21 protein-coding genes are annotated in these 21,394 nt (G+C 68.6%); 11 read left to right on the top strand and 10 right to left on the bottom strand.

What is annotated here, in order from left to right:
* Nucleotides 1-24: 24 nt before the first annotated feature.
* The 5 genes from HFP48_RS09715 to HFP48_RS09695 form a co-directional block, all read right to left on the bottom strand.
* Nucleotides 25-969 carry a 3-carboxyethylcatechol 2,3-dioxygenase gene (locus tag HFP48_RS09715; protein ID WP_168579409.1) on the bottom strand — a complete coding sequence of 315 codons (945 nt, stop codon included), beginning with the start codon at nt 967-969 and terminating at the stop codon, nt 25-27.
* 134 nt (nt 970-1,103) lie between these two features.
* Nucleotides 1,104-1,973: an alpha/beta hydrolase gene (locus tag HFP48_RS09710; RefSeq protein ID WP_006938972.1), complete on the bottom strand. Its 870-nt coding sequence runs from the start codon at nt 1,971-1,973 to the stop codon at nt 1,104-1,106.
* A complete protein-coding gene (locus HFP48_RS09705) occupies nt 1,970-3,880 on the bottom strand; it encodes an FAD-dependent monooxygenase (RefSeq protein ID WP_168579408.1) in 1,911 nt (636 codons plus the stop codon). Before HFP48_RS09705 ends, HFP48_RS09710 begins: the two co-directional genes overlap by 4 nt.
* Before the next feature lie 4 nt (nt 3,881-3,884).
* Nucleotides 3,885-5,240, bottom strand: coding sequence for an MFS transporter (locus HFP48_RS09700; protein ID WP_050034913.1), 1,356 nt, complete (start codon nt 5,238-5,240; stop codon nt 3,885-3,887).
* A gap of 414 nt (nt 5,241-5,654) precedes the next feature.
* Complete coding sequence (locus HFP48_RS09695; RefSeq protein WP_006938967.1) at nt 5,655-6,395, bottom strand: GntR family transcriptional regulator; 741 nt, start codon at nt 6,393-6,395, stop codon at nt 5,655-5,657.
* Between the two features lie 285 nt (nt 6,396-6,680).
* Here HFP48_RS09695 and HFP48_RS09690 point away from each other — a divergent pair, with 285 nt between their 5' ends.
* The 4 genes from HFP48_RS09690 (at nt 6,681) to HFP48_RS09675 (ending at nt 10,346) form a co-directional block, all read left to right on the top strand.
* The gene (locus HFP48_RS09690) at nt 6,681-7,754 is read left to right on the top strand and encodes an LLM class flavin-dependent oxidoreductase (RefSeq protein WP_029542606.1); all 1,074 of its coding nucleotides are present in this window, start codon (nt 6,681-6,683) and stop codon (nt 7,752-7,754) included.
* Between the two features lie 33 nt (nt 7,755-7,787).
* Complete coding sequence (locus HFP48_RS09685) at nt 7,788-8,408, top strand: isochorismatase family cysteine hydrolase (protein ID WP_006938964.1); 621 nt, start codon at nt 7,788-7,790, stop codon at nt 8,406-8,408.
* A 98-nt stretch (nt 8,409-8,506) separates the two neighbouring features.
* Nucleotides 8,507-9,616, top strand: a complete 1,110-nt coding sequence (locus HFP48_RS09680; protein ID WP_006938963.1) for an alcohol dehydrogenase catalytic domain-containing protein — start codon at nt 8,507-8,509, stop codon at nt 9,614-9,616.
* A 388-nt stretch (nt 9,617-10,004) separates the two neighbouring features.
* Complete coding sequence (locus HFP48_RS09675) at nt 10,005-10,346, top strand: excalibur calcium-binding domain-containing protein (RefSeq protein WP_168579407.1); 342 nt, start codon at nt 10,005-10,007, stop codon at nt 10,344-10,346.
* Nucleotides 10,347-10,413: 67 nt separating this feature from the next.
* On the opposite strand, the gene HFP48_RS09670 is transcribed toward HFP48_RS09675, so the two are convergent.
* The 4 genes from HFP48_RS09670 to HFP48_RS09655 all read right to left on the bottom strand — a co-directional run bounded on the left by HFP48_RS09670 (nt 10,414) and on the right by HFP48_RS09655 (nt 14,007).
* Entirely contained in the window at nt 10,414-11,130 is a 717-nt protein-coding gene (locus HFP48_RS09670; RefSeq protein ID WP_029542602.1) for a maleylpyruvate isomerase family mycothiol-dependent enzyme, read from the bottom strand.
* A 10-nt stretch (nt 11,131-11,140) separates the two neighbouring features.
* Entirely contained in the window at nt 11,141-11,962 is an 822-nt protein-coding gene (locus tag HFP48_RS09665) for a fumarylacetoacetate hydrolase family protein (protein ID WP_029542600.1), read from the bottom strand.
* Nucleotides 11,963-11,968: 6 nt separating this feature from the next.
* Entirely contained in the window at nt 11,969-13,039 is a 1,071-nt protein-coding gene (locus HFP48_RS09660) for a cupin domain-containing protein (protein WP_006939100.1), read from the bottom strand.
* A gap of 125 nt (nt 13,040-13,164) precedes the next feature.
* A complete protein-coding gene (locus HFP48_RS09655; RefSeq protein WP_168579406.1) occupies nt 13,165-14,007 on the bottom strand; it encodes an IclR family transcriptional regulator in 843 nt (280 codons plus the stop codon).
* Nucleotides 14,008-14,054: 47 nt separating this feature from the next.
* On the opposite strand from HFP48_RS09655, the gene HFP48_RS09650 reads away from it, so the two are divergent.
* The 3 genes from HFP48_RS09650 (at nt 14,055) to lhgO (ending at nt 17,837) form a co-directional block, all read left to right on the top strand.
* Complete coding sequence (locus HFP48_RS09650) at nt 14,055-15,308, top strand: aromatic acid/H+ symport family MFS transporter (protein ID WP_006939104.1); 1,254 nt, start codon at nt 14,055-14,057, stop codon at nt 15,306-15,308.
* A gap of 39 nt (nt 15,309-15,347) precedes the next feature.
* A complete protein-coding gene (locus tag HFP48_RS09645) occupies nt 15,348-16,544 on the top strand; it encodes an FAD-dependent monooxygenase (protein WP_168579405.1) in 1,197 nt (398 codons plus the stop codon).
* An 87-nt stretch (nt 16,545-16,631) separates the two neighbouring features.
* Nucleotides 16,632-17,837, top strand: coding sequence for an L-2-hydroxyglutarate oxidase (gene lhgO, locus HFP48_RS09640; protein WP_006939111.1), 1,206 nt, complete (start codon nt 16,632-16,634; stop codon nt 17,835-17,837).
* A gap of 4 nt (nt 17,838-17,841) precedes the next feature.
* On the opposite strand, the gene HFP48_RS09635 is transcribed toward lhgO, so the two are convergent.
* Entirely contained in the window at nt 17,842-18,549 is a 708-nt protein-coding gene (locus tag HFP48_RS09635) for a gamma-glutamyl-gamma-aminobutyrate hydrolase family protein (RefSeq protein ID WP_006939113.1), read from the bottom strand.
* 159 nt (nt 18,550-18,708) lie between these two features.
* On the opposite strand from HFP48_RS09635, the gene HFP48_RS09630 reads away from it, so the two are divergent.
* From HFP48_RS09630 to HFP48_RS09615, 4 genes are all read left to right on the top strand, one after another.
* Nucleotides 18,709-19,362 (top strand): SDR family oxidoreductase, encoded by a 654-nt coding sequence (locus HFP48_RS09630; RefSeq protein WP_168579404.1) that lies wholly within the window; start codon nt 18,709-18,711, stop codon nt 19,360-19,362.
* A gap of 82 nt (nt 19,363-19,444) precedes the next feature.
* A complete protein-coding gene (locus HFP48_RS09625) occupies nt 19,445-19,972 on the top strand; it encodes a flavodoxin domain-containing protein (protein ID WP_072634795.1) in 528 nt (175 codons plus the stop codon).
* Entirely contained in the window at nt 19,969-20,817 is an 849-nt protein-coding gene (locus tag HFP48_RS09620) for an alpha/beta hydrolase (RefSeq protein ID WP_246872528.1), read from the top strand. Before HFP48_RS09625 ends, HFP48_RS09620 begins: the two co-directional genes overlap by 4 nt.
* Before the next feature lie 39 nt (nt 20,818-20,856).
* Nucleotides 20,857-21,387: a flavodoxin domain-containing protein gene (locus HFP48_RS09615; RefSeq protein ID WP_168579403.1), complete on the top strand. Its 531-nt coding sequence runs from the start codon at nt 20,857-20,859 to the stop codon at nt 21,385-21,387.
* Nucleotides 21,388-21,394 lie beyond the last annotated feature (7 nt).

The raw sequence follows: 21,394 nt of genomic DNA, 5'->3' as shown, positions 1-21,394 counted from the left end.
ACTGCGGGGCGGGAGCGGCGGGGTCTATTTGTCGACGGCGACGGCGGTAGTAATTCCGAATCCTGCTATCCACTCGTGGATTTCGCGGTAGAAGGTCGAGGTGACGCGGTACTTCCCGGCGGCGCTCATTGCCGCGTACGCGGCGATCCAGGTGCGCACTTCGTGGGAGGAGTGTCCGGCCTGTTCGACGAACCAGTCGTTGGTCCACGCGTCGATCTGCTCGAGGTCGCCGGAGGCGAGGACGTCGAGCAGGTGCCGGTCCCATTCGGGGTTCAGTGGCTGGATGGCGGCGGTGCCGGCGGCGAAGTCCCGCCCGGCGGTGATGACGCGCTGTTCGCGGGCATCACGTTCGGCGGCACTGGGATTGCGGCCGTCGATCAACCGCTCGCGCACTTCCTCTGGCGCGGTGGCGAACTGCGGGACCGGCGGGTCGTGGGACAGGCCGCCGGATCCGACGAACAGCACACGCTTGTCCAGCTTGGCAGCGGCCCGCCCGACCGCCTCGCCGAGCAGCCGTACCCGGCTGACGGGGCCGAGCGGTTCGGCGACCGAATTGATGAAGATCGGCACGGTCGGCACGGCGGTGATCGATCCGACCAGCAATTGGAGTGCTTGGGCGAATCCGTGGTCGACGTGCATGCGTTCGGAGAATGCGACGTCGATGCCGCTGTCGAGGACTTCGCGGGCGACTGCGTAGGCGGCGTCACGGTCGACGTCGAGAGGGCCGGCTTCGGTGCCGTAGTCGCCGACGGACTGCGCGGCGGCACCGATACAGAACGGCGGCAGCAGGTCGTAGAAGACGCCGTTGTAGTGGTCGGGGGCGAAGATGACGATGAGATCGGGGGCGAAGTCGGCGACGAACCGGCGCGCGTGGTCGAATGCGGCGTCGACGGCGTCGATGACTTCCTGTTCGGGGTCGTTGCGTCCCATCAGGGGGGAGTGCGACATCGCGCACAGCGCTACAGGCATCGCGGCGGTCTCCTTGCTGCTGCTTCGGCGCTTTCTCTCCGGGGGTCCGGACGAGAGCGCAATAGGTCGGGTAAGTGGGATCCGGCCGGTGCCGCCCGGGTTGCAGGGGTTGGCGGCACCGGCCGGGGTCTGTGTCAGCTGCGACCGAGGAGGAAGTCCAGATGCAGCTTGTTGAAGGTCTCGGGGTCCTCGTACTGGGGCCAGTGGCCACAGTTCTCCATGATGGCCAGCTTGGCGCCCGGGATGTGGGAGGCGATGCGCTTGGCTTCGTCGACCGGACCGGAGGGGTCCTTGGTGGTCCACAGCACCATCGCGGGCACCGTGATGCCGTTGAGAGTGGCGTCGGTGATCATGTTCCGCTTGCGGGTTTCGAGGTCCTGCAGTGCCATGTTCATCTCGCAGGCCTTGAGCCAATCCGGCTGCTGGAAGATGGCCTGGCGGGTGCGGATCAGGTCGTCGGTGACCATGGTCGGGTCGGCCATGAGCCATTCGAGGCGTGCTTTGACGCGTTCCCAGCTCGGGTCCTTCGCCGCTTCCATCGACAGGGTATAGAGACGTTCCATCACCTGAGGGTTGGCCATGGTGCCGCCCATGGTGTTGAGCACGATCCGGTCGACCTTCTCGGGATGGTCGTGCGCGAACTGGGCGGTGACCCAGCCGCCGAGAGACTCCCCGGAAAACGAGGCCTTCTCGACGCCGATGGCGTCCAGGAACTGCAGCACGTGGTCGATGTAGTGCTTGATCTCGAGCGGGTGGTCGGGCTTGGTCGAGTAGCCGTGGCCGATGAAGTCGATTGCCCAGACGTTGAAGTGCTCGGAATGCGAGCGCAGATTGCGCACGTACGCCTCGGCGTGGCCGGTGATGCCGTGCAGCAGGATCAGCGTGGGCTTGGACGAGTCGCCGGCGTGTAGGTATCGGGTCCGGTAGGGGCCGGCCTGGATGAATCCCTGGCTGAACTCGACCTGGTTCAGGTCGTCCCAGACGCTGGTGTAAGGACGGGTCATCGGTTCTCTCCCTCGACTGTGGTGGTGCGGGTGGCGGAAGCTGGTGCTGCATCCTCGGCGGTAACGTGCGGAACGACGATCGGCACGGCCCGGGTGCTGTACTGCGGCTCGTTTGTGCCGCTCGGGTTCCCGTTGTCGCTGGCCGAGTGGTCGAGGACCGCGGTGAGAGCGTTCTCGAGGCTGGTGAGCGCTTCGGTGTCGTCCCAGACCGGAGCACTGTGTCGCCACGCGACGTAGCCGTCGGGCCGCACGAGCAGGGCGCCGGCCTCGTCGATGTCGCGGACCCGCCGCCAGTATCCGTAAGGGTCGATGGTGCCGGGTTCGCCGACAACGACGGTCCGCAGGAACGGCAGGTCGAGTTTGGCGGCGGCACGCTTCCATGCCTGGCCGCCGAGTCCGGTCAGCAGGGTCATCATTCCCTTGCCGGTGACGTCGAGGGTGGAGATGCGGGTTCCGTCGGCGCCGACCAGCCACGCATGCGGCAGCTTCGCGCCCGGCCGGGTGGTGGCCTGCAGATACAGCTCACGATCGCGCACCCACACTTCCTCGCCCGCCTCGGGGTCGGGAACGACCGCGGACGAGGTGTAGCGCTGGTTGAGTTCGACGCCCTGGGCGTTGAATTCGGCGTTCTTCACCTCCAGCGCCTCGTACAGCCGCTCACGCAGAGCAACACCTTCGGACGAGGGTTCCTTCAACTTTGCCAGGCCGGCGGCGACCGGGTCGTCGCTCTCGTGATCGAACCATTCGCGCAGCCCGGCGTAGTCCTTGCGGGACTGGTTGGCGCGAGCGACGATCTGTTTGCCGACCGGAACACGCTCAGGAGAGTAGGACTCGAGCAGACCCGGTCCTGCATACCCCTTCACGACGAACGCGATCTTCCATGCCAGGTTGAACGCGTCCTGCATGGACGTGTTCGAGCCCAGCCCGCTGCTCGGCGGATGCCGGTGCACCGCGTCGCCGCCGCAGAACACTCGACCGGACTGGTAGTGCTCAGCCCACTGCTGGTTGACGTACCAGAAGGACCTCGACACGATCTCGACGTCCAGGTGCGGGTCGCCGACGAGGGTCCGGATCTGTTCGAGGACAACGTCGTCGGAGACATCCGGCTCGCCGTTCGCCATGTCGAAGCCCCAGCCGGCGATCCACTGGTCCCACGGTCGGATCGCGCGCAGCAGACCCATGCCGATCTCACCGAAACCGGCCTTCGAGTTGACGATCCAGTGCAAGATGCTCGGCCGATGAGCGACATATTTGCTCAGGTCCGCGTTGAACAGGATGTACGCGGTACCGGCGCGGGCGAGTTCACCTTCGAACGGAAGCCCGATCTGTTCGGCGATCTTCGATCGTGCGCCGTCGAAACCGAGCAGGAAGCGGGCTCGCTGGGTGAACACGGTGCCCGAGCGGACGTCGCGGAACCGGACGGTCACCCCGCCCTCGTCCTGGGCGTGGTCGAGGTATTCGGTGTTGAAGCTGATGACCGCACCACGTTCGGCGGCGTTCTTGATCAGCACCGGCTCCATCAGGGGCTGCGGAATGTCGAGCATCGTGCAGGGGCTTCCGGACAGGTAGTCCCCGTAGCGGATATCGCCCGTACCCCAGGTCTGCATCCGGACGATCTCCTCGCCGGCCAGGCTCGTGGTGAACAGCGTGTCGCCCATCTGGTCCCACGGGGTGGCGTAGTTGCGCGCCTCGTCTTCGACGCCCAGGTCACGCAGCACTTCGACGGCGCGCTGGTTGGTGATGTGCGCGCGCGGCGAGTTCGCCACCCAGGGGAACATCGAGACGGCGTGAACGCGGATGCCGTAGCTGGCCAGGGCAAGCGCCGCTGTGCCACCGGCGGGGCCGAGGCCGACGATCACGACGTCGGTGTCGTAGGAGGTGCGGTCGTGGTCACTCATGTCTGTCATCACTTCACTTGTCGAGGACGCGCAGGGATGCTGCGGTGTCCGGAACTGTCCGAGTCGAAAATGTTTCGTTGTCAGGCATTTTCGGTGTGGAGGTGGCCTGGTCGCGAGTGAGCTGGCTCGCAGCGCCCTTGCGCCCCCAGCCGCCGGGCAGCAGGATCACCGAGACGATCGAGATGGCCGAGACGATCAGCAGGTAGGTCACGATCGAGTTGCTGGTGTTGGTGGAGGCGTACAAGGCGGTCGCGATCGTCGGGGCGAACGCGGAGCCGGCGACCTGGGAGATGGTGTAGCCGATAGAGACACCGCTGTAGCGCACGTCCGCGTCGAAGACCATCGTGAACAGGGAGCCTGTCACGCCGGCGGCGGGGGCCATTGCAATTCCGAAGACCAGCACCTGCGCGGCCATGAACAGCCACGGGTTGCCGGTGTTGATCAGTGCGAAGGCGGGGGCGATCACCACACCCATCGCGGCGGCGCCGAGCAGGTACATGGTCTTGCGGCCGAAAGTGTCGGACAGAGCGCCGAACACGGGGTAGAGGAGGACGGCGACGATGCCGGCGACGAATACTCCGGCCAGGGCGAAGGTGCGGCTGATCCCCGCGACGGTGGTGCCGTAGGAGACGAGGTAGGCCATGCAGATATAGGCGAACACTCCTTGGGACAGGTAGGTGCCCGCGATGAGGAGAATTTCCTTCCAGTGCTTGCGGAACGCTTCGGCGATCGGCATTCGCACCACGGCGCTCTGTGCCTTCACCTCGGCGAAGTCGGGGCTTTCGGCCAGGGACAGGCGAATGAACAGCCCGATCACGATCAGCACCGCGCTGAACAGGAACGGCAGTCGCCAGCCCCAACTCAGGAACTGCTCGTCGGGCAATTGGGAGACCGCGAAGAACGCCAGGGTTGCGACGCTGGTCCCGGCGGGTGCCCCCATCTGGGAGAAGGATCCGAAAAAGCCCTTCTTCGCGGTGGGGGCGTGCTCGACGGCCATCAGGGTGGCTCCACCCCACTCGCCGCCGACGGCAAAGCCCTGCACCAGGCGCAGCAGGGTCAGCAGGATGGGGGCGGCGATCCCGATTTGGGCGTAACCGGGCAACAATCCCATCAGTACGGTGGCCGAGCCCATTCCGACCAGGGAGATCACCAGCATCTGCTTGCGGCCGACCCGGTCACCGAAGTGCCCGAACACTATGCCACCCAGCGGGCGGGCGAGGAACCCAACGCCGAAGGTCGCGAACGACAACAGGATTCCGATCGCGGACGAGACATCCGGGAAGAACAACTCAGGGAATACCAGCGCGGCCGCGGTGCCGTAGATGAAGAAGTCGTAGTACTCGACGGTGGTACCGATGAAGCTGGCCATCGCTACCCGCAGCGGTGAAGTCTTCGTCGGGGAGGTAGGTGTGGTGCTCACGGTCGGGCTTCCCCGATCTGTGGGCGGAAGTGGGCTCGTGCCCCGAAGGACGATGCGTGCGAAGCGGTCGTCATGGCCGCTCCTTTCTTCTGGGGATGTTCGAGAGGGGTTCTCTGGAGAATCTTCGAGAGGGAGCACTCAACTAGAATGCTAGACGTCTAGTTCAGACGCTACTCGGGCATAGAGGGTGACGCAAGTCTCTGGATGAGGGTAAAGGTGATCGACGGCGCGCCGGCCCTCTGGGGCGAGACAGGGGTCAGCGCGGAGGGTGCCGGTGGATCGTCTGCAGCGCTACGGCCGAGAGTCCCCCCTCGGCGTAGGTGGCGCGATAGCGGAGCCGGTCGATGGCCCGGGTATCGGGGTCTAGCTCGGCAGCTGGGCGTTGGATTCGTCGCGGATTACTGCGATGGTGCCGACGATGTGGCGTTCCATGGCCTCGCGGGCGGCAGCTGCGTCACGGTTGCGGATGGCCTCGGTGATTTCGTGGTGGTCATGCTGCCGGTCGGGCAGTGCGCTCGAGAGCGGGTTGGTAATGCCGGTGGTGTTGATCAGGAAGTCCGACAGATCCCACATTCGCTGGCTGGTCTCCTCCATGATCCGCGAGTGCGCCATCGCGTGGATGGCCGCATGGAACTCCCGGTTGTGCACGCGGTACCCGCGGGCGCGGACCACCGGGTCGTGGGAGGTGATCAGGGCGTCGACCCGCGCCGAGATCAGGTCCAGCTCCAGCAACTGGGCCTCGGTCCGCCGGGAGGCCGCTACCGCGGCGATGGTCCCTTCGAAACCGCCGAACAGGGTGTAGAAGTCTTCCACTTCGCGCGGGGCGTAGGAGACGACCTCGCAACCGACCTGGGGAACGATGTGGACCAGCTTGTCGCTGGACAGGCGGCGCAGAGCGTCCATGACGGGCTGCTTGCTCACCCCGAACTCTTGCCGGATCGACTCGACGACGATCTTCTCGCCTGCCGCATAGCGCCCTTCGAGCAGCCGGTTCTTCAGAATGTCGTACAACGCGGAGGACAGCCGCGCCCCCGAGGTGCGGACATTGGCGAGCAGGGCGGCGGCCTCACTGCCCGGCTTGGGGCCGGTGTCGGTGGTGGTCATCGAGTCAGGCTTTCCGTCGGCGTCCCGGACATGGCTCCCCCTTATGCCGCGGCGCTCACCGCAACAGCTTGCATTCTAGTACTTGTGGTGTGAGTCACTGTGGGTTACCTTCGTCTGGAACGCTAGCATTCCAGACCTGATGGACGGGGCATCGTGGCCAACCTCGGGGTTAACGCCGGAGGGCACGCCGTACGCGCCATATCCCGGCACCCGGACATGCGCCCTCTGCGGGCGACAGGCCGAGCAGTGCCCTCGGCAACGCGGGCCACATGCAAGGAGAAGAACATGGAATTCTGTATCGGTACCTGCGCCAAGATCGATCAGGTCGCAGTGGTGAAACGGGCCGAGGACCTGGGCATCACACACTTCGGCGTCGGCGAAGGCCCCTTGCTGTTCTCCGACCCTTACCAGTTCCTCGCCCTTGCCACCCAGCACACCAGCACCATCAACCTGGGCACCATGGTCACCAATCCGCTGACCCGGATCGCCCCGGTCACCGCCAATTCGATGGCCACCCTCAACGCCCTGGCCCCCGGCCGGACCTTCCTCGGCATCGGCACCGCCAACAACGCCCTGCGCTCGATGGGCAACCGCACCGCGAAGATCTCCGAACTCACCCACGCCATCGAAGTCTCACGAGAGCTGATGGCCGGCCACCGGGTCACCCACCATTGGCTCGGGCAGTCCCGGGAAGTGGAGTTCCTCGACAAGGACAGTGGCTTCTACAACGTCACCGACCACATACCAATCTGGGTCGCGGCCGGCGGACCCCGCGGGCTCGCCGAGGCGGCGAAGTACGCAGACGCCGTCGTCTACTGCCTCGGGCCCGACACCGACATGATCGGCCTGATCCGCCGCGAACTCGACAAGGCGGTCGCCGATGCCGGCCGGGCACCGGGTTCGGTCAAGCTCGTCTCTCTGTCGTGGTTCTACCAACTCGGCAACGGGGAAACCTGGGAAGACGGCGTCACCAACGGCTTCGGTTCCGGCCCGATCAGCTCATGCATCACCAACGCCGGGCTGATGGACCAGCACCGCGAAGAGCTCGGCGATCCGATTGTCGACGCGTCCCTCACCGCCGCCCAGCAGTACCTCGCTGACCCGAAGACCCCGGACCAGCCGCACTACCTCGATGTCTGGGCGAAATACCTGCGCGGACTCGATCCCCGACACCGTCCGATCATCACCAAAGAACTCGTCGACTACTGGTGCCTGTACGGATCCCCCGCCGACCTGCGCGAGAAGGCGGCCCTGATGCGCGAGGCCGGCGTCGACATACTCCAGGTCTTCCTGTCCAACCCGTTCACCGCTGCCCGCGACATCGACAACATCGGGCACTCGATCCTCGCCCACGCCTGACCGCCCCCACCCTTTCCCAGCCAGGAGCTCTTGATGGAACTCGACCCGCGCACCACCGCCGTCGTGGCAGTGCACTGCCAAGGCGACATCGTCGGCCCCACCGGCGCCTTCGCCGACTTCTTCCACCAGCAGGTCACCGTACGCCACGTCATCGACCAGATTGCCGCGCTCATCGCCGCCGCCCGCACGGCCGCCGCAACCGTCGTCTACACCCGGGTCGCGTGGAAGCCCGACTTCTCCGATCTCGAGGTCAATTCACCCCTGCTGGGCATCGTCGCTCAATCCGGCTGCCTCAAAGAGGGCAGCGAACTCGCCGAGATCGTTGAACCGCTCGCACCGCACGGAGATGACATCGTGCTCACCCATCAGCGCATCGGCGCGTTCGCTCGTACCGACCTCGACACCGTCCTGCGCGAGAAGGGCATCACCACTCTCGTCTTCGCCGGAGTGGCCACGAACGCCTCCGTCGAGGGCACTGCCCGGGTGGCCAGCGATCTCGGCTACCGGGTGGTGATCGTCGAAGATGCATGCTCCGCAGCCACCCCCGCAGCGCACCACGCGAGCATCGACTCACTCGGACTGCTGGCCGAGATCAGCACCGTCGACGAGGTCCGCACCGCCCTGACCGCGACGGTCACCGGCACCCGCGCCTGATCACACCGAAGCTCGCTTCGATGCGGGCACATGACCGCGCCGTACATCCCCACCTATAGACCGCGACCAAACACACTAAATATCAGGAGTTTTCGTACATGAAGTCCACCATGCGTGTGGCCCGCCTCCACGAGATCAATCAGCCGATGCAGATCGAGGACCTCCCTGTTCCCGAGCCACGGCCGACCGATGTGCTGGTACAGGTCAAGGCATGCAACGTCGTGCCGAACCTGAGCAACGTCCTGGCCACCTACAGCGAATGGTTCCCCTATCTGCCGCTGCCCAAGCTCCCCGCCGTCTTCGGTCTCGACTCTGCCGGTGTCGTCGCCGCCGTCGGCAGCCATGTCACCGACGTCGCCGTCGGTGACCGGGTCTACGTCAACCCCGGCATCTCCTGCGGCGGCTGCCGCGCCTGCCGGCAGGGTAACGATCAGAACTGTGACCGCTATACCTTCATGGGCTACTTCTCCTTCGGCGCCGACGGCCAGAAAATGTTCGACGCCTACCCCTATGGCGGCCTCAGCGAGTATCTGACCGCACCCCAACGCAATCTGGTCAAACTGCCCGACACGGTCAGCTTCGAGGAAGGCGCCCGCTTCGGCTATCTCGGCACCGGCTACTCGGCACTGCGCAAGGCCGGCGCCGGCCCGGGCACCACGGTCCTGATCGACGGCATCTCAGGAACTCTGGGCCTGGGCACCTGCCTGAACGCCCTCGCGCTCGGCGCGACCCGCATCTTCGGCACCGGCCGCAACGCCGGCCTGCTCGACGACGTCCGCGCGATCGCCCCCGACCGAATCCACGTCCTCCCAGCCGGGGAGGGTGAGCTGCGCAGCTGGGTGCACGAGCACAACCACGGCGAGGGCGTCGACATCGTCATCGACGCCCTCGGTCCCGGCGCCCCTGCCGAATCGTTCCTCGACGCCATTACCACCCTCCGTCGCGGTGGCGTCGCGGTCGATATCGGCGGCATGATGGAACGCCCACCGCTGGATATGTTCTCGCTGATGTGCCGGCAGATCAGCGTGCTCGGCAGCTTGTGGTTCTCCACCGCCGAAGCCCAGGACATGGCCGACCTCGCTGGCGCCGGGGTCCTCGACCTCTCGGTCTTCGAACACCACAGTTTCCCGCTCGAGAAGATCAACGAAGCACTCGCCGACCTGCCTGCCCGACATGGCGGATTTTCGAACTTCATCAGCGTTCCCTGAGGACACGCGAAAGATAAGAGCGAGACTCGGTGCAGATGGCCTTTGCGATGAAGATGCGAAGGTCATCTGCATTCAGCGCCGGTAGCTACGCGCGCATTGCAGGTTCAGTGCCGATAGCCGAAATCATGTGAGTCTGGAGATAGCAAAGCTCATTTCCCACTGCGATCCACTTCCTGCCGAACTCCATGATCGTCCTCCTGTCGTCGGTGCGCCCTGTTGCGCACCACAACCGTGGTTCCCGCGCGTGAAACCCCGGGGAGACCGATATCAGCGAGTTCTCATGATCGAAGAAGGGATCGATGCGGTGCCGCGAATGGACAAAAGGGATAATCGAGCGGCCGCGCGGATTCCCCCGATCCGTGCGCCGTCCCGAGAGAAAGAGACACACATGAAGATTCGTCGGCTCATCGCCACCGCGGCCGGGTGCGCTGCCCTCGTCGTCGCCGCTCCGGCCACCGCGAACGCATTCTCGCTCGCCGACCTGCTGCCCACCGGATCCGCGGATTTCCTGTTCCCGCAGCCCGCCCCGCCGGCTCCTGCCCCGGCACCCGCGCCCCAGGCGGCCCCGGCCCCGGCGCCCGCGCCGGCGCCGGCGCCGAGCGTCGGATACAAGAACTGCACCGAGGCGTGGAACGCCGGCGTGGCGCCGCTGTACCGGGACGAGCCCGGCTACGCGCCGAAGCTGGACCGCGACGACGACGGCATCGCCTGCGAGGTCGACCCCCGCTAGGATCCACCGACGCGGCGGGGGCCTGCGACCGTGTCCGGTCGCAGGCCCCCGTCGTCGTGTGCGGTGATCAGAGCCAGCGCGGCGGCTGCACGTCGGCGCCGGCGGTGAGTCCGACGGCGCCACGTCCGGCGGCCCAGCGCACCACGGCGGCGAGCGGGCCGCTCACCTTGGTGACCGGGTCGGCGTCCTGTCGCACGGCGATCGGGTCGCGACCGTCGACCTCGAGCACGAGGCCGGCGCCGAGATCCTTCTTGCGCCACATCCCCACGATGTCGTCGAGCAGCGAGTCGAGGACGACGGGCGGGAAGTCGCCGAAGCGCGCGCCGTTGCCCAGATCCACCGCGTGGATCCACACCTCGCGGGTGCGCATCCAGGCGGTCTCCTCGGCCGGCACCAGCCGGCCCTGCGCCGTGCGGACCTGCGCCTGCCACGCCGACTCCGGCAGGTGCCGCCACTTCTCGTCGAGCCGGGCCACGGTGTGGGTGAACAGGTTCCGCAGCGCCGCCGCATTGAGGGTGGCGCCCTCGGCGATCTCCTGTCCGCGCTGCTCGGTGGAGGCGTACATGGGCGTCTCGACGCCCGTGGCGGCCCAGTCCATGAGCCGGCACAGGGCCGCGGCGTTGTAGCCCACGTGCGCGACGAGGTGCTTACGCGTCCACCCCTCGAGCGCGGTCGGTGCGTCCAGCTCGTCGTCGGTGAGTTCGGCGAGACGCTGGGAGAAGTACGCGGTGCCGCGCCGGGCGATCAGCAGCCGCTCGGACAGGTCGAGATCGTTGAACCCCACGGGTGAGCTCCTACTTGACGATGGTCTTGTTGCGCACCGAACCGAGGCCCTCGATGCTGACCTCGACCGTCTCCCCGTTGCCGATGTAGCGAGCAGGCTTACGGGCGTGCCCGACCCCACCGGTGGTGCCGGTGATGATGACGTCGCCGGGCTGCAGGGTGACGATGTGGGAAATGTAGTCCACCAGCTTGGCCGGGGTGAACACCAGGTCGTCCGTGGTGGCCGACTGCATGACCTCACCCTCGAGCCGGGTCTCGATGCGCGAGCCGAGGGCGTAGTCGGTGCTCAGGAACGGACCGAAGCCGCTGGTCTTCTCGAACGTCTTGCCCTGATCCCACTGCAGCGTGCGGTACTGGTAGTCGCGCATCGTGTAGTCGTTGATCACCGAATAGCCGGCGATGTACTGCTCGGCGTCGGCCTCGGAGACCTGGTACGCCTGCTTGCCGATGACGACGGCCAGCTCGGCCTCCCAGTCGAGCTGCGCGGCGGCGTACTCGGGGACGATCACGTCGTCGTAGGGGCCGGTGAGGGCCTCCTTGAACTTCGAGAACAGGGTCGGGTACTCGGGCAGGTCGCGGCCCATCTCCTTGATGTGGGTCCCGTAGTTCAACCCGACGCAGACGATCTTGCCGGGGTTCGGCACGACCGGCGCGTAGTCGGCGTTCGTCAGGTCGACGGTGCGTCCGGAGGCCCGCTCGGCGACGGTCTTCCAGTCCGGGTCGGTCAGCAGCGCGGACAGGTCGGCGTAGCCGTCGATCACGGTGGCGGTGGTGTCGGAATCGACGCGCACGGCGGCGGTCGTGCCGTCGAGGCGGAGGGTGGCGAGTCGCATGTCGGGTCAGGCTCCTTCGGAGATGTAGGTGCGGTTGAAGTGAAGGCGTTCGACGATCGGGGCGTCGGAGAAGGCGAACAGGTCGACGCCGCCGTCGGTCTCGAGCGACCACTCCACCCAGGACGGCACGACGATCATGTCCCCCTTGGTGACCGTGTGGTCCCGGCCGCCGAGGTGGAAGCGACCTTCACCCTCGAAGACCTGGAACACGGTCGAGCCCACGTCGCGCCGGGTGCGGGTGTGCGCACCGGCGCGCAGCCGGTGGAACTCGGCGCGGATCGTGGGCATGACGTCGCCGCCGGTGGTCGGGTTGGTGTACCGGATTGCGGCGTGGCCGGGTTCCGGGGTGGCGGCGTAGCCCTCGTCCTCGAGGGCGAGCTGCTCGTTCAGCGCGGCGTCGGTGTACTTCCAGCGGTAGCACGCGATCGGCGAGCTGGACTTGGCGTCGAGGCCGACGAGCGGGCGCAGACCGGGGTGCACCCACAGCCGCTCGGAGCGGGAGACGTCCGGGGTGGACTCGTCGGTCACGCCGTCGGACCCGAACTCGAAGAACCCGGTGTCGGTGTAGTGGACGAACGGGATGTCGAGGCCGTCGATCCACGCCATCGGATGGTCGGTCTCGTTGTGGTGGCCGTGGAAGTTCCAGCCGGGGGTGAGCAGGAAGTCGCCGCGGCACATGGCCACCGGATCGCCGTTGACGACGGTCCACACGCCTTCGCCTTCGACGACGAACCGGAAGGCGTTCTGCGAGTGCCGGTGCTCGGGCGCGGTCTCCTTGGGGCCGAGGTACTGGATCGCCGCCCACAGCGTGGGGGTGACGTAGGGGACGCCGCCGAGACCGGGGTTGGCCAGCGCGATGGCACGCCGCTCGCCGCCGCGGCCGACGGGCACGAGATCGCCCGCCCGCTGGGCCAGGGGGTACAGGGTCGACCACTTCCACACGAACGGCACGGCCTTGGACGTCGGGGCCATCGGCATCAGGTCGCCCAGCTGGGTCCACAGCGGATTGAGGTGCTCGGTCTCGAAGTCTGCGTAGAGCTGCTGCAGCTCCGGATCGGTGTTCTCGGTAGCGGTCATGACCTCTCCTCGTGAAGCGGGACACGTGCGGCGTTGCTCTCAACGTAGGTCTCCGGTCCTCCCGCAGCACAAGCAATTCTTCTATGCGGAATCTCTGCGCCGCCCTCCGCGGGGCCCGGGCGGCGTCATTCGATGTGCGCGACGTCGACCTCGATCCCCCGGACCGTCGCCCGCATCCGGGAGACGAGGGCCCCGTTCAGATGCTGGCGGTACCGCGTGATCGGCACCGCGGCCGTGATCGCCGCGATCGCCCGTCCCTGCCCGTTGCGGACGGCGACACCGAATGCGGCGACCCCCTCCTCGGTCTGCTCCACGTTGACGGCGAACCCCACCCTGCGGGCCGCCTCGAGCTCGGTGAGAAACACCTCGAATTCCCCGGGGGCGAGCCGGCGGTCCACCCCGTACCCCGCGATCGGGCGCGGATCGATGTGCGGCTCTTCCGGCGGCCTCAGGTAGAGCTGCTCGAGCGTCTGCCTGGGCAACTCCGCCAACAGGATTCGCCCTCCGGCCGTGAGCTCGGCGGCCAGCACCTGACCTTGGCGGTCGCCGACCCGCAGCATCGACTCGGACTCCGCGGAGTAGAGGAACCGGGCCTGCGACCCCACCCGGATGACGAGGTTGATCGTCTCGCCGGTCAGGATCGCCAGCGCCTCCATGTGCGGCCGGCAGAGTTCGGTGAGTTCCCGCGTCCAGCCCTGCTGCGCGGGTCCCACTCCCATCGCCGGGCCGGGGTGGTAGCGGCGCTTCTCGTCCTGCACGGCGAACCCCCGGTACACCAGCATCGACAGCAGGCGGTGGGCCGTCGACGGGGCCGTCCCGAGTTCCTCGGCGGCATCCTTGAGCCGCAGCGCACCGACGTCGCGGAGCATCTGCAGCAGGCGCAGGGCGTTGTCCACCGATTCCAGCGCATACGACGGCCGGGTGATGGTCTTCGATGCCTTCTTCGGGGCCGCGGACTTTTTCTGCACACCAGAACTTTATTGCACCGGAGCGTGGGGCGCATCACGGTAGAGCCATGCACAGTTCTTCCGGCGCCGACGCCGCCCCCGGCGAACGCACGATCGTCCTGAATCGCGGCACGGCGCTCGCCGTGATCGTCTGCTGGCTGTTCGTCGTCTTCGACGGCTACGACCTCATCGTCTACGGCAACGTCATCTCCAGCCTCCAGGACGAGTGGGGCATCAGCTCCGCGACCGCCGGAACCCTCGGCAGCCTCGCGTTCCTCGGCATGATGATCGGCGCGGTGCTCGCCGGGCGCCTGTCCGACGCGATCGGCCGCAAGCAGGCCGTCATCGGCTGCGTGGTGGTGCTGTCGGTGTTCACCACGCTCTGCGCCTTCGCCACCGGTCCGTTCATGTTCGGCGCCATGCGGCTGATCGCCGGACTCGGCCTCGGCGGCCTGGTACCGACGTCGAACGCCCTGGCCGCCGAACTCGTTCCGCGGCGGTGGCGCGCCGCCGTCGCGACGATGATGATGTCCGGCGTGCCGATCGGCGGATCCATCGCGGCCCTGCTCGGCATCCCGGTCATCCCGAACTGGGGCTGGCGCCCGATGTTCCTGTTCGCTCTCGTGCCCCTGTTCGTCCTCGTGCCGTTGGCGCTGAAGTACCTGCCCAACACCCATTCCAAGACGGACGCCCCGGCCGGCGGCGGCTTCCGCGAACTGCTCGGCTCGAGGTTCCGGACCATCAGCATCATGTTCGCCCTGGTCACCGTGGTGACGCTGCTCGCCTGGTACGGCCTGGGCACGTGGCTGCCGAAGCTCATGCAGAACACGGGCACCGACCTCGGCAGCGCCCTGACCTTCGCGCTGGCGCTGAACCTCGGCGCGGTGGCCGGCTCGTTCATCACCGCGTGGGGCGGCGTGCGGTTCGGCACCGTGCCCACCAGCATCGTCGCGGCGTTCGTCGCCGGCGTGGCTCTGCTCGCCCTGCTGCTCTCCCCACCCACCGCGGTGGTGTACGCGATCTTCGTGCTCGCCGGCGTGGGCACCCACGGAACGCAGTGCCTCATCATCGCGGCGGTGGCCTCCTACTACCCCGACCATCTGCGCGGCACCGCGCTCGGCTGGGCGCTCGGCGTCGGCCGGATCGGGGCCGTGGCCGCCCCGCAGATCGGCGGCTGGCTGCTCGCCGCCGGACTGGGCGCGAACTCGAACTTCATCCTCTTCGCCGTGAGCGCGCTGATCGCCTCGCTGTTGCTGACCGTCGTGTGGAAGCGCTTCCCCGTCAGCGACGACGCACCGCGCGGCCCGATCATGGCCCACTGATCCATTCGTCATATCGATCTACCGACCACAAGGAGTGTCATGTCCGATCTGAAGGACGCGCGGGTTCTCATCGCCGGCGGCGGCATCGGCGGAGTCGCCAACGCCCTCGCCCTCGCCCTCAGGGGAGCCGAGGTCACGCTGTTCGAGCGCGCTTCGGAGTTCGGCGAAGTGGGCGCCGGACTGCAGATCGGCCCGCACGGCTCCCGCATCCTCCAGGCGCTCGGCGTCTACGACGAGGTCATCTCCAAGGGTGTCCTGCCGAAGAACCTCGTCTTCCGCGACGCCGTCACCGCCGAGATCCTCACCAAGGTCGACCTCGGCCACGACTACCAGCAGCACTACGGCGGCGTGTACTTCGTCGTCCACCGCTCCGATCTGCACGCGGTGCTCGTCGACGCCGCCCGCCGGGCCGGCGCCGACCTGCGCACCGACGCCCCCGTGAACGACGTCGTCACCGAAGGCGACAAGGTCCGCGTCATCCTCGAGAACGGTGAGGAGCACGTCGGCGACATCGCTCTCGGCATGGACGGCCTGCACTCGCGGCTGCGCCCGAAGCTGTCCGACGACAAGCCGGTCGGCTCCGGATACGTCGCCTTCCGCGGCACGTTCCCGATGAACGAGGTCCCGCTCGAGGAAGAGATCGAGGACGTCGTCGGCTACATCGGCCCGCGCTGCCACTTCATCCAGTACCCGCTGCGCCAGGGCGAGATGCTCAACCAGGTTGCCGTCTTCCAGTCGCCCGCATTCCTGCGCGGTGAAGAGAAGTGGGGCAGCCCGGACGAACTCGCGCACGCCTACGACCACTGCCACGAGAGCGTCCAGGCCGCGCTGAAGTACCTGTGGACCGACCGCTGGTGGCCGATGTTCGACCGCAACCCGATCGACAACTGGGTCGACGGCCGCATGATCCTGCTCGGCGACGCCGCGCACCCGCCGCTGCAGTACCTCGCCTCCGGCGCCGTCATGGCGCTCGAGGACGCCAAGTGCCTGGCCGACTACGCCGCCGAGGACTACCAGGGCGACAACGCCAACTGGCCGAAGATCCTGCGCGACGTCAACGCCGAGCGCGCACCGCGCTGCAACCGCATCCTCACCACCGGCCGCATGTGGGGCGACCTCTGGCACCTCGACGGTGCCGGCCGCGAGGCCCGCAACGAGCTGTTCCGCATCCGCGACACGTCGAGCTACAAGTACACCGACTGGCTGTGGGGCTACAGCTCCGACCGCAACCGCTGAGCCACCGGGCGTGTGGCCGAATGTCACACGCGTTCGATCCAAGCGAACCCGTGTGACATTCGGCCGCCGGCTCGTAGGCTGGCGCGCATGGGTTCGCTGCGGGCCGCCGTCGTGGGCGGGGGGATCATCGGCGCCGCCACCGCGCGGAAGCTGGCGATGCACGGGGCCGACGTCACCCTCTTCGAGAAGGAACCCCGGCTCGCCGCGCACCAGACCGGCCACAACAGCGGGGTGGTGCACGCCGGGCTGTACTACCCGCCCGGCAGCCTCAAGGCGCGCCTGTGCCGGCGCGGGGTGCAGTTGCTCGCCGAGTTCACCGCCGCCCGCGGCCTGCCGTACGAGGAGTGCGGCAAGCTCGTCGTCGCGCTCGACGACAGCGAACTCGACCGTCTCGACGCCATCCACGACCGCGCCGTCGCCAACGGGGTGCCGGGAATCCGCCGGATCGGGCCCGACGAGATCACCGACATCGAGCCGCACGCGCGCGGCATCGCCGCCCTGCACTCCCCGCACACCGCCATCGTCGACTACGTCGCGGTGACCACCGCCCTCGCCGACGACGTCACCGCGGCGGGCGGCACCGTCCGGCTCGCCACGCCCGTCACGGCGATCCGCTCCCTCGGTGACGAGGTGCTCGTCGGCACCGACACCGGCACCGACGGCTTCGACCTGGTGATCACGTGCGCGGGCCTGCAGTCGGATCGGCTCGCCCACGGCGCCGGGGACCTCGCGACACCCGCGATCGTGCCGTTCCTCGGCGACTACCACCTGCTGCGACCCGAGGCGGCCGGGCGGGTGCGCGGACTGATCTATCCGGTGCCCGATCCGCGGTACCCGTTCCTCGGCGTGCACCTGACCAAACGGATCGACGGCGCGATCATGGTCGGGCCCAACGCGTTCCTGGCGCCGGGCCGCGAGGCGTACCGCCGCCGGTCGGGGTCGCTGCGGGACCTGCGCGACGCCCTCGTCTTCCCCGGATTCCGCCGCTTCGCCGTCCGCAACGTCCCGGCCGCGACGCGCGAGCTGCGCACGGCCGTGAGCATCCGGCGGTTCGTCGCCGAGGCCGCGAAGTACGTGCCCGGGTTGACCGTCGCCGACGTGCTCCCCGGACCCCGGGGGATCCGCGCGCAGGCCATGGAGGCCGACGGCTCGCTCGTCGACGACTTCGTCATCACCGGGCACGGGCGCGTGGTCCACCTGCGCAACGCCCCCTCCCCCGGCGCGACGTCGTCGATGGCGATCGCCGAGCACCTCGTCGGCGCGGCGCTCGAGCGGGCCGGTCTGCAGGCCTGAGCGCTCACACGACGTACGTCTCGAGCCACCGCTTCATCACGGCCGCCGCGTGCGCGACGGTCTCGGGCTGTACCGAGCGCAGTTCGGCGGCGACGGCGTCGGCGGACCCGGGCCCGAGGGCCGCCTCGAGCGACGCCCGGTACTCGTCGATCGCGAGCCAGCCACCGAGTTGGTCGGCGTCGGCCTCGAGATGGAACTGCACGCCGTAACTGCTGCCGTGCCGGAACACCTGGTTCGGGTAGGCCCGCGACGACGCGAGCAGGGTGGCGCCCGGCGGCAGGTCGAAGGTGTCGGCGTGCCACTGCAGCACCGGGAAGGTGGACGGCAGCTCGCCCCACACCGGGTCGGCGGCCGAGGCGTGCGCGAGTTCCACCTCCCCCACGCCGACCTCCGGGACGGGGCCGGTGTAGACGTCGGCGCCGAGGGCCGCGGCGAGCAGCTGCGCGCCGAGACACACCCCCCACACCGGAATGCCGGCGGCGACGGCGGACCGCAGGTACGCGATCTCCTCCCCCAGCCACGGCAGCGTCGCGGCGTCGGCGACGCCCATCGGGCCGCCCATGACGACGACGGCGGCGTAGTCGAGCGCCGTGGGCACCGGGTCGCGCCCGAGCCGGACGGTGCGCACCTGCGCGTACTGCTCGAGCACCGGCAGATACGCGGCGGGGCCCTCGCATTCGACGTGGCGGAGTTCCAGGACGACAGGGTTCATCGCCCCAGCATGCCCGCTGTACGTTGCACCTCGGGTGCCCGGGGCGTGAACGTTCGGTGAGCGAACGTCGCCGACCGGTGCTCCCCCACGGACCACCGCCGCCATGGTGCGATGGTGGGAGGCGGCCCGACGGGCGGGCCGGCGACGGAAGGATTCGACATGGCACGGATCGTGATCATCGGCGGCCACGGGAAGGTGGCACTGCACCTCGAGCGGCTGCTCGCCGACGCCGGCGACGAGGTGACCGCGGTGATCCGCAACCCCGACCACGCCGACGACGTGCGCGCCGCGGGCGCGACCCCCGTCGTGGCCGACGTCGAGCACCTCGGCGTCGACGAACTCGTGCCGCTGCTGTCCGGTCACGACGCCGTGGTGTGGTCGGCCGGCGCGGGCGGCGGCAATCCGCAGCGCACGTACGCCGTGGACCGCGACGCGGCGATCGCCTCGATGACCGCGGCCGAGCGCGCGGGGGTTCGCCGCTACGTCATGGTGTCGTACTTCGGGGCCGGCCCGGACCACGGCGTGCCCGAGGACAACGGCTTCCATCCGTACGCCGAGGCGAAGGCGGCCGCGGACGCGCACCTGCGCGGCACCGATCTGGACTGGACGATCCTGGGCCCGAGCCTGCTGACCCTGGATTCGCCGACGGGCCGGATCGAGACCGGCCCGGACGCCGGCAAGGGGCAGGTCTCGCGGGCGGACGTGGCGGCGGTCGCGGCGGCGGTGCTGCACCGGCCCGCGACGGTGCGGCGCACCATCGAGTTCAACAACGGGGACACCCCGATCGAGGAGGCCCTCGACGCACTCGGCTGAGCAGCGCTTGACGGGTGACGCCGGCGGGGCCGATGGTGGAACGGGCCGGCAGGAGCACAGCTCGACGACAGGGGTATCCGCCATGAAGGTTCTCGTTGCATACGCCAGCCGGCACGGCGCCACCGCCGGGATCGCGGAGCGGATCGCCGAGGTGATCCGGACCGAGGGGCACGTGGTGGACACTCTGGAACTGCCGGCTCCGGCGTCGGTGGACGACTACGACGCGTGCGTCGTCGGCAGTTCCGCCTACCTGGGGCACTGGGAGAAGCCGGCGAGCGCGTTCGTGCGCGAGCACCGCGACGGACTCGTCGCCCGCCCGGTCTGGCTGTTCACCAGCGGACCGCTCGGCACCGACGAGGTCGACGAACAGGGACAGAACGTGCGGGAGAGCGCGGCACCGCAGGAACTCTCGGAGCTGACCGACGCGGTCGCGCCACGGGAGCATCACGTGTTCTTCGGCGCCCTCGACCCGAAGACGCTCGGTGTCGGAGCGCGGTTGATGCGCAAGCTGCCCGCCGGACGAAAGCTCTTGCCCGAAGGCGATTTCCGGGACTGGCAGGAGATCGAGGACTGGGCGAGGGGCATCGCACGGACGCTGGACGCGGCGTGATCGCAGCGCAGGAGGGCACCTGGAACTCGGGCATGCCCTACCTGCGCGCCGGTACGGGTCCGCCCCTGCTGTTCATGCCCGGCCTGTCGAACCACCACCGGCCACCCCGCGGCTTCGACCGCCGCACCCAGCTGGGACAGATCGCGCCCTGGACGACGACGCGACGCGTGTGGTGGGTGAACCGCCGGCCGGGCCTGCCGCCGGGGACCACCATGGCGGATCTCGCCCGCGACTACGCGGAGGCGATGCCCGACCACTTCCCCGGCCCGGTCGACGTCCTCGGTGTCTCGACCGGCGGCAGCGTCGCGCTCCAGCTGGCTCTCGACCACCCGGCGCTGGTGCGCAGGTTGGTGCTCGTGGCGTCGGCGCACCGCCTCGGCCCGGGCCGCGAGGTGCAGCGACGGGCCGCGGCCGTCGTGCGCGAGGGGCATCCGCGACGGGCGATGGCGGAGCTCGCGGCGACGACGGGGGCGCGATGGTGGTCGCGCAGGCTGCTGTGGACGCTGGGATGGCTGCTCGAGCCGTCGGGTGCCCGGCACGGGTACGACGATTTCCTCGCCGTGGCCGAGGCCGAGGACCGCTTCGACGTGACCGCCCGGCTCCCCGAGGTGTCGTGTCCGGTGCTCGTGGTCGGCGGCGACCGGGACGGCTTCTACGGCGCGGCGCTGTTCCGGGAGGCTGCGGCGGCCGTGCCGCGGGGCCGGGTGCTCGTCCATCCCGGGGTGGGCCACCTGGGCGTGATAACGGGTGAGCGGAGCGTGAGGGACGCTTCGAGCTTTCTCGACACTCCCGACGCGCCGGACTTTCCGGGGAACTGGCGGGCACCCTCCGGCACAGCCGGATAATCGTCGCGTCATCGGGACAGGTCGGTGGAGGGAGCTCACGTGAAGGTACTGGTGGCGTACACGACGGCATACGGGGCGGCCCGCGGCGTGGCCGAACGGATCGCACAGCGGCTCACCGAAGCCGGGCACGACGCGGACCTGCGGGATCTGGCCGAGCCGGTCGATCCGTCGGACTACGCCGCGATCGTGCTCGGCAGCTCGGTGCACAACGGGCAGTGGCTCGCTCCCGCCGCTCGTTTCGCGGATCTGCACCGCGCGCTCCTCGCCGGGAAGCCCGCGTGGCTGTTCTCGGTGCAGACCATCGGTGCGACGAGCGCGATGATCTCCGCGCGGCTGGCCGGGTGGGTGCGGCCGAAGCTGAAGGAGCCGAAGGTGGCGGCGGCGCTGCGGGCGACGGCGAACGTGCGCGAGTACCGGGCCTTCGCCGGGGCGATCGAGCTGGAGCAGTGGCCGGGGCCTCTGGGCCGGGTGGTGTTCCGCCTGACCGGCGGCCGGTACGGCGATCACCGGGACTGGGCCGACATCGACGCCTTCGCCGCCCGGATCGTCCGGAATATCGATCGGCCGTAGCCGGGAA

The sequence above is a fragment of the Rhodococcus sp. DMU1 genome, assembly GCF_012272955.1.
Classification (GTDB): Bacteria; Actinomycetota; Actinomycetes; order Mycobacteriales; family Mycobacteriaceae; genus Rhodococcus; species Rhodococcus aetherivorans.
The sequence above is the reverse complement of the archived record's forward strand: the minus strand, read 5'-3'. Positions and strand labels throughout refer to the sequence as shown.

Coding starts and splice junctions, on each gene's coding strand:
- HFP48_RS09715 (WP_168579409.1), bottom strand. CDS start 969: ATGCCTGTAGCGCTGTGCGCGATGTCGCACTCCCCCCTGATGGGACGC.
- HFP48_RS09710 (WP_006938972.1), bottom strand. CDS start 1,973: ATGACCCGTCCTTACACCAGCGTCTGGGACGACCTGAACCAGGTCGAG.
- HFP48_RS09705 (WP_168579408.1), bottom strand. CDS start 3,880: ATGACAGACATGAGTGACCACGACCGCACCTCCTACGACACCGACGTC.
- HFP48_RS09700 (WP_050034913.1), bottom strand. CDS start 5,240: ATGGCCAGCTTCATCGGTACCACCGTCGAGTACTACGACTTCTTCATC.
- HFP48_RS09695 (WP_006938967.1), bottom strand. CDS start 6,395: ATGACCACCACCGACACCGGCCCCAAGCCGGGCAGTGAGGCCGCCGCC.
- HFP48_RS09690 (WP_029542606.1), top strand. CDS start 6,681: ATGGAATTCTGTATCGGTACCTGCGCCAAGATCGATCAGGTCGCAGTG.
- HFP48_RS09685 (WP_006938964.1), top strand. CDS start 7,788: ATGGAACTCGACCCGCGCACCACCGCCGTCGTGGCAGTGCACTGCCAA.
- HFP48_RS09680 (WP_006938963.1), top strand. CDS start 8,507: ATGAAGTCCACCATGCGTGTGGCCCGCCTCCACGAGATCAATCAGCCG.
- HFP48_RS09675 (WP_168579407.1), top strand. CDS start 10,005: ATGAAGATTCGTCGGCTCATCGCCACCGCGGCCGGGTGCGCTGCCCTC.
- HFP48_RS09665 (WP_029542600.1), bottom strand. CDS start 11,962: ATGCGACTCGCCACCCTCCGCCTCGACGGCACGACCGCCGCCGTGCGC.
- HFP48_RS09660 (WP_006939100.1), bottom strand. CDS start 13,039: ATGACCGCTACCGAGAACACCGATCCGGAGCTGCAGCAGCTCTACGCA.
- HFP48_RS09650 (WP_006939104.1), top strand. CDS start 14,055: ATGCACAGTTCTTCCGGCGCCGACGCCGCCCCCGGCGAACGCACGATC.
- HFP48_RS09645 (WP_168579405.1), top strand. CDS start 15,348: ATGTCCGATCTGAAGGACGCGCGGGTTCTCATCGCCGGCGGCGGCATC.
- lhgO (WP_006939111.1), top strand. CDS start 16,632: ATGGGTTCGCTGCGGGCCGCCGTCGTGGGCGGGGGGATCATCGGCGCC.
- HFP48_RS09635 (WP_006939113.1), bottom strand. CDS start 18,549: ATGAACCCTGTCGTCCTGGAACTCCGCCACGTCGAATGCGAGGGCCCC.
- HFP48_RS09630 (WP_168579404.1), top strand. CDS start 18,709: ATGGCACGGATCGTGATCATCGGCGGCCACGGGAAGGTGGCACTGCAC.
- HFP48_RS09625 (WP_072634795.1), top strand. CDS start 19,445: ATGAAGGTTCTCGTTGCATACGCCAGCCGGCACGGCGCCACCGCCGGG.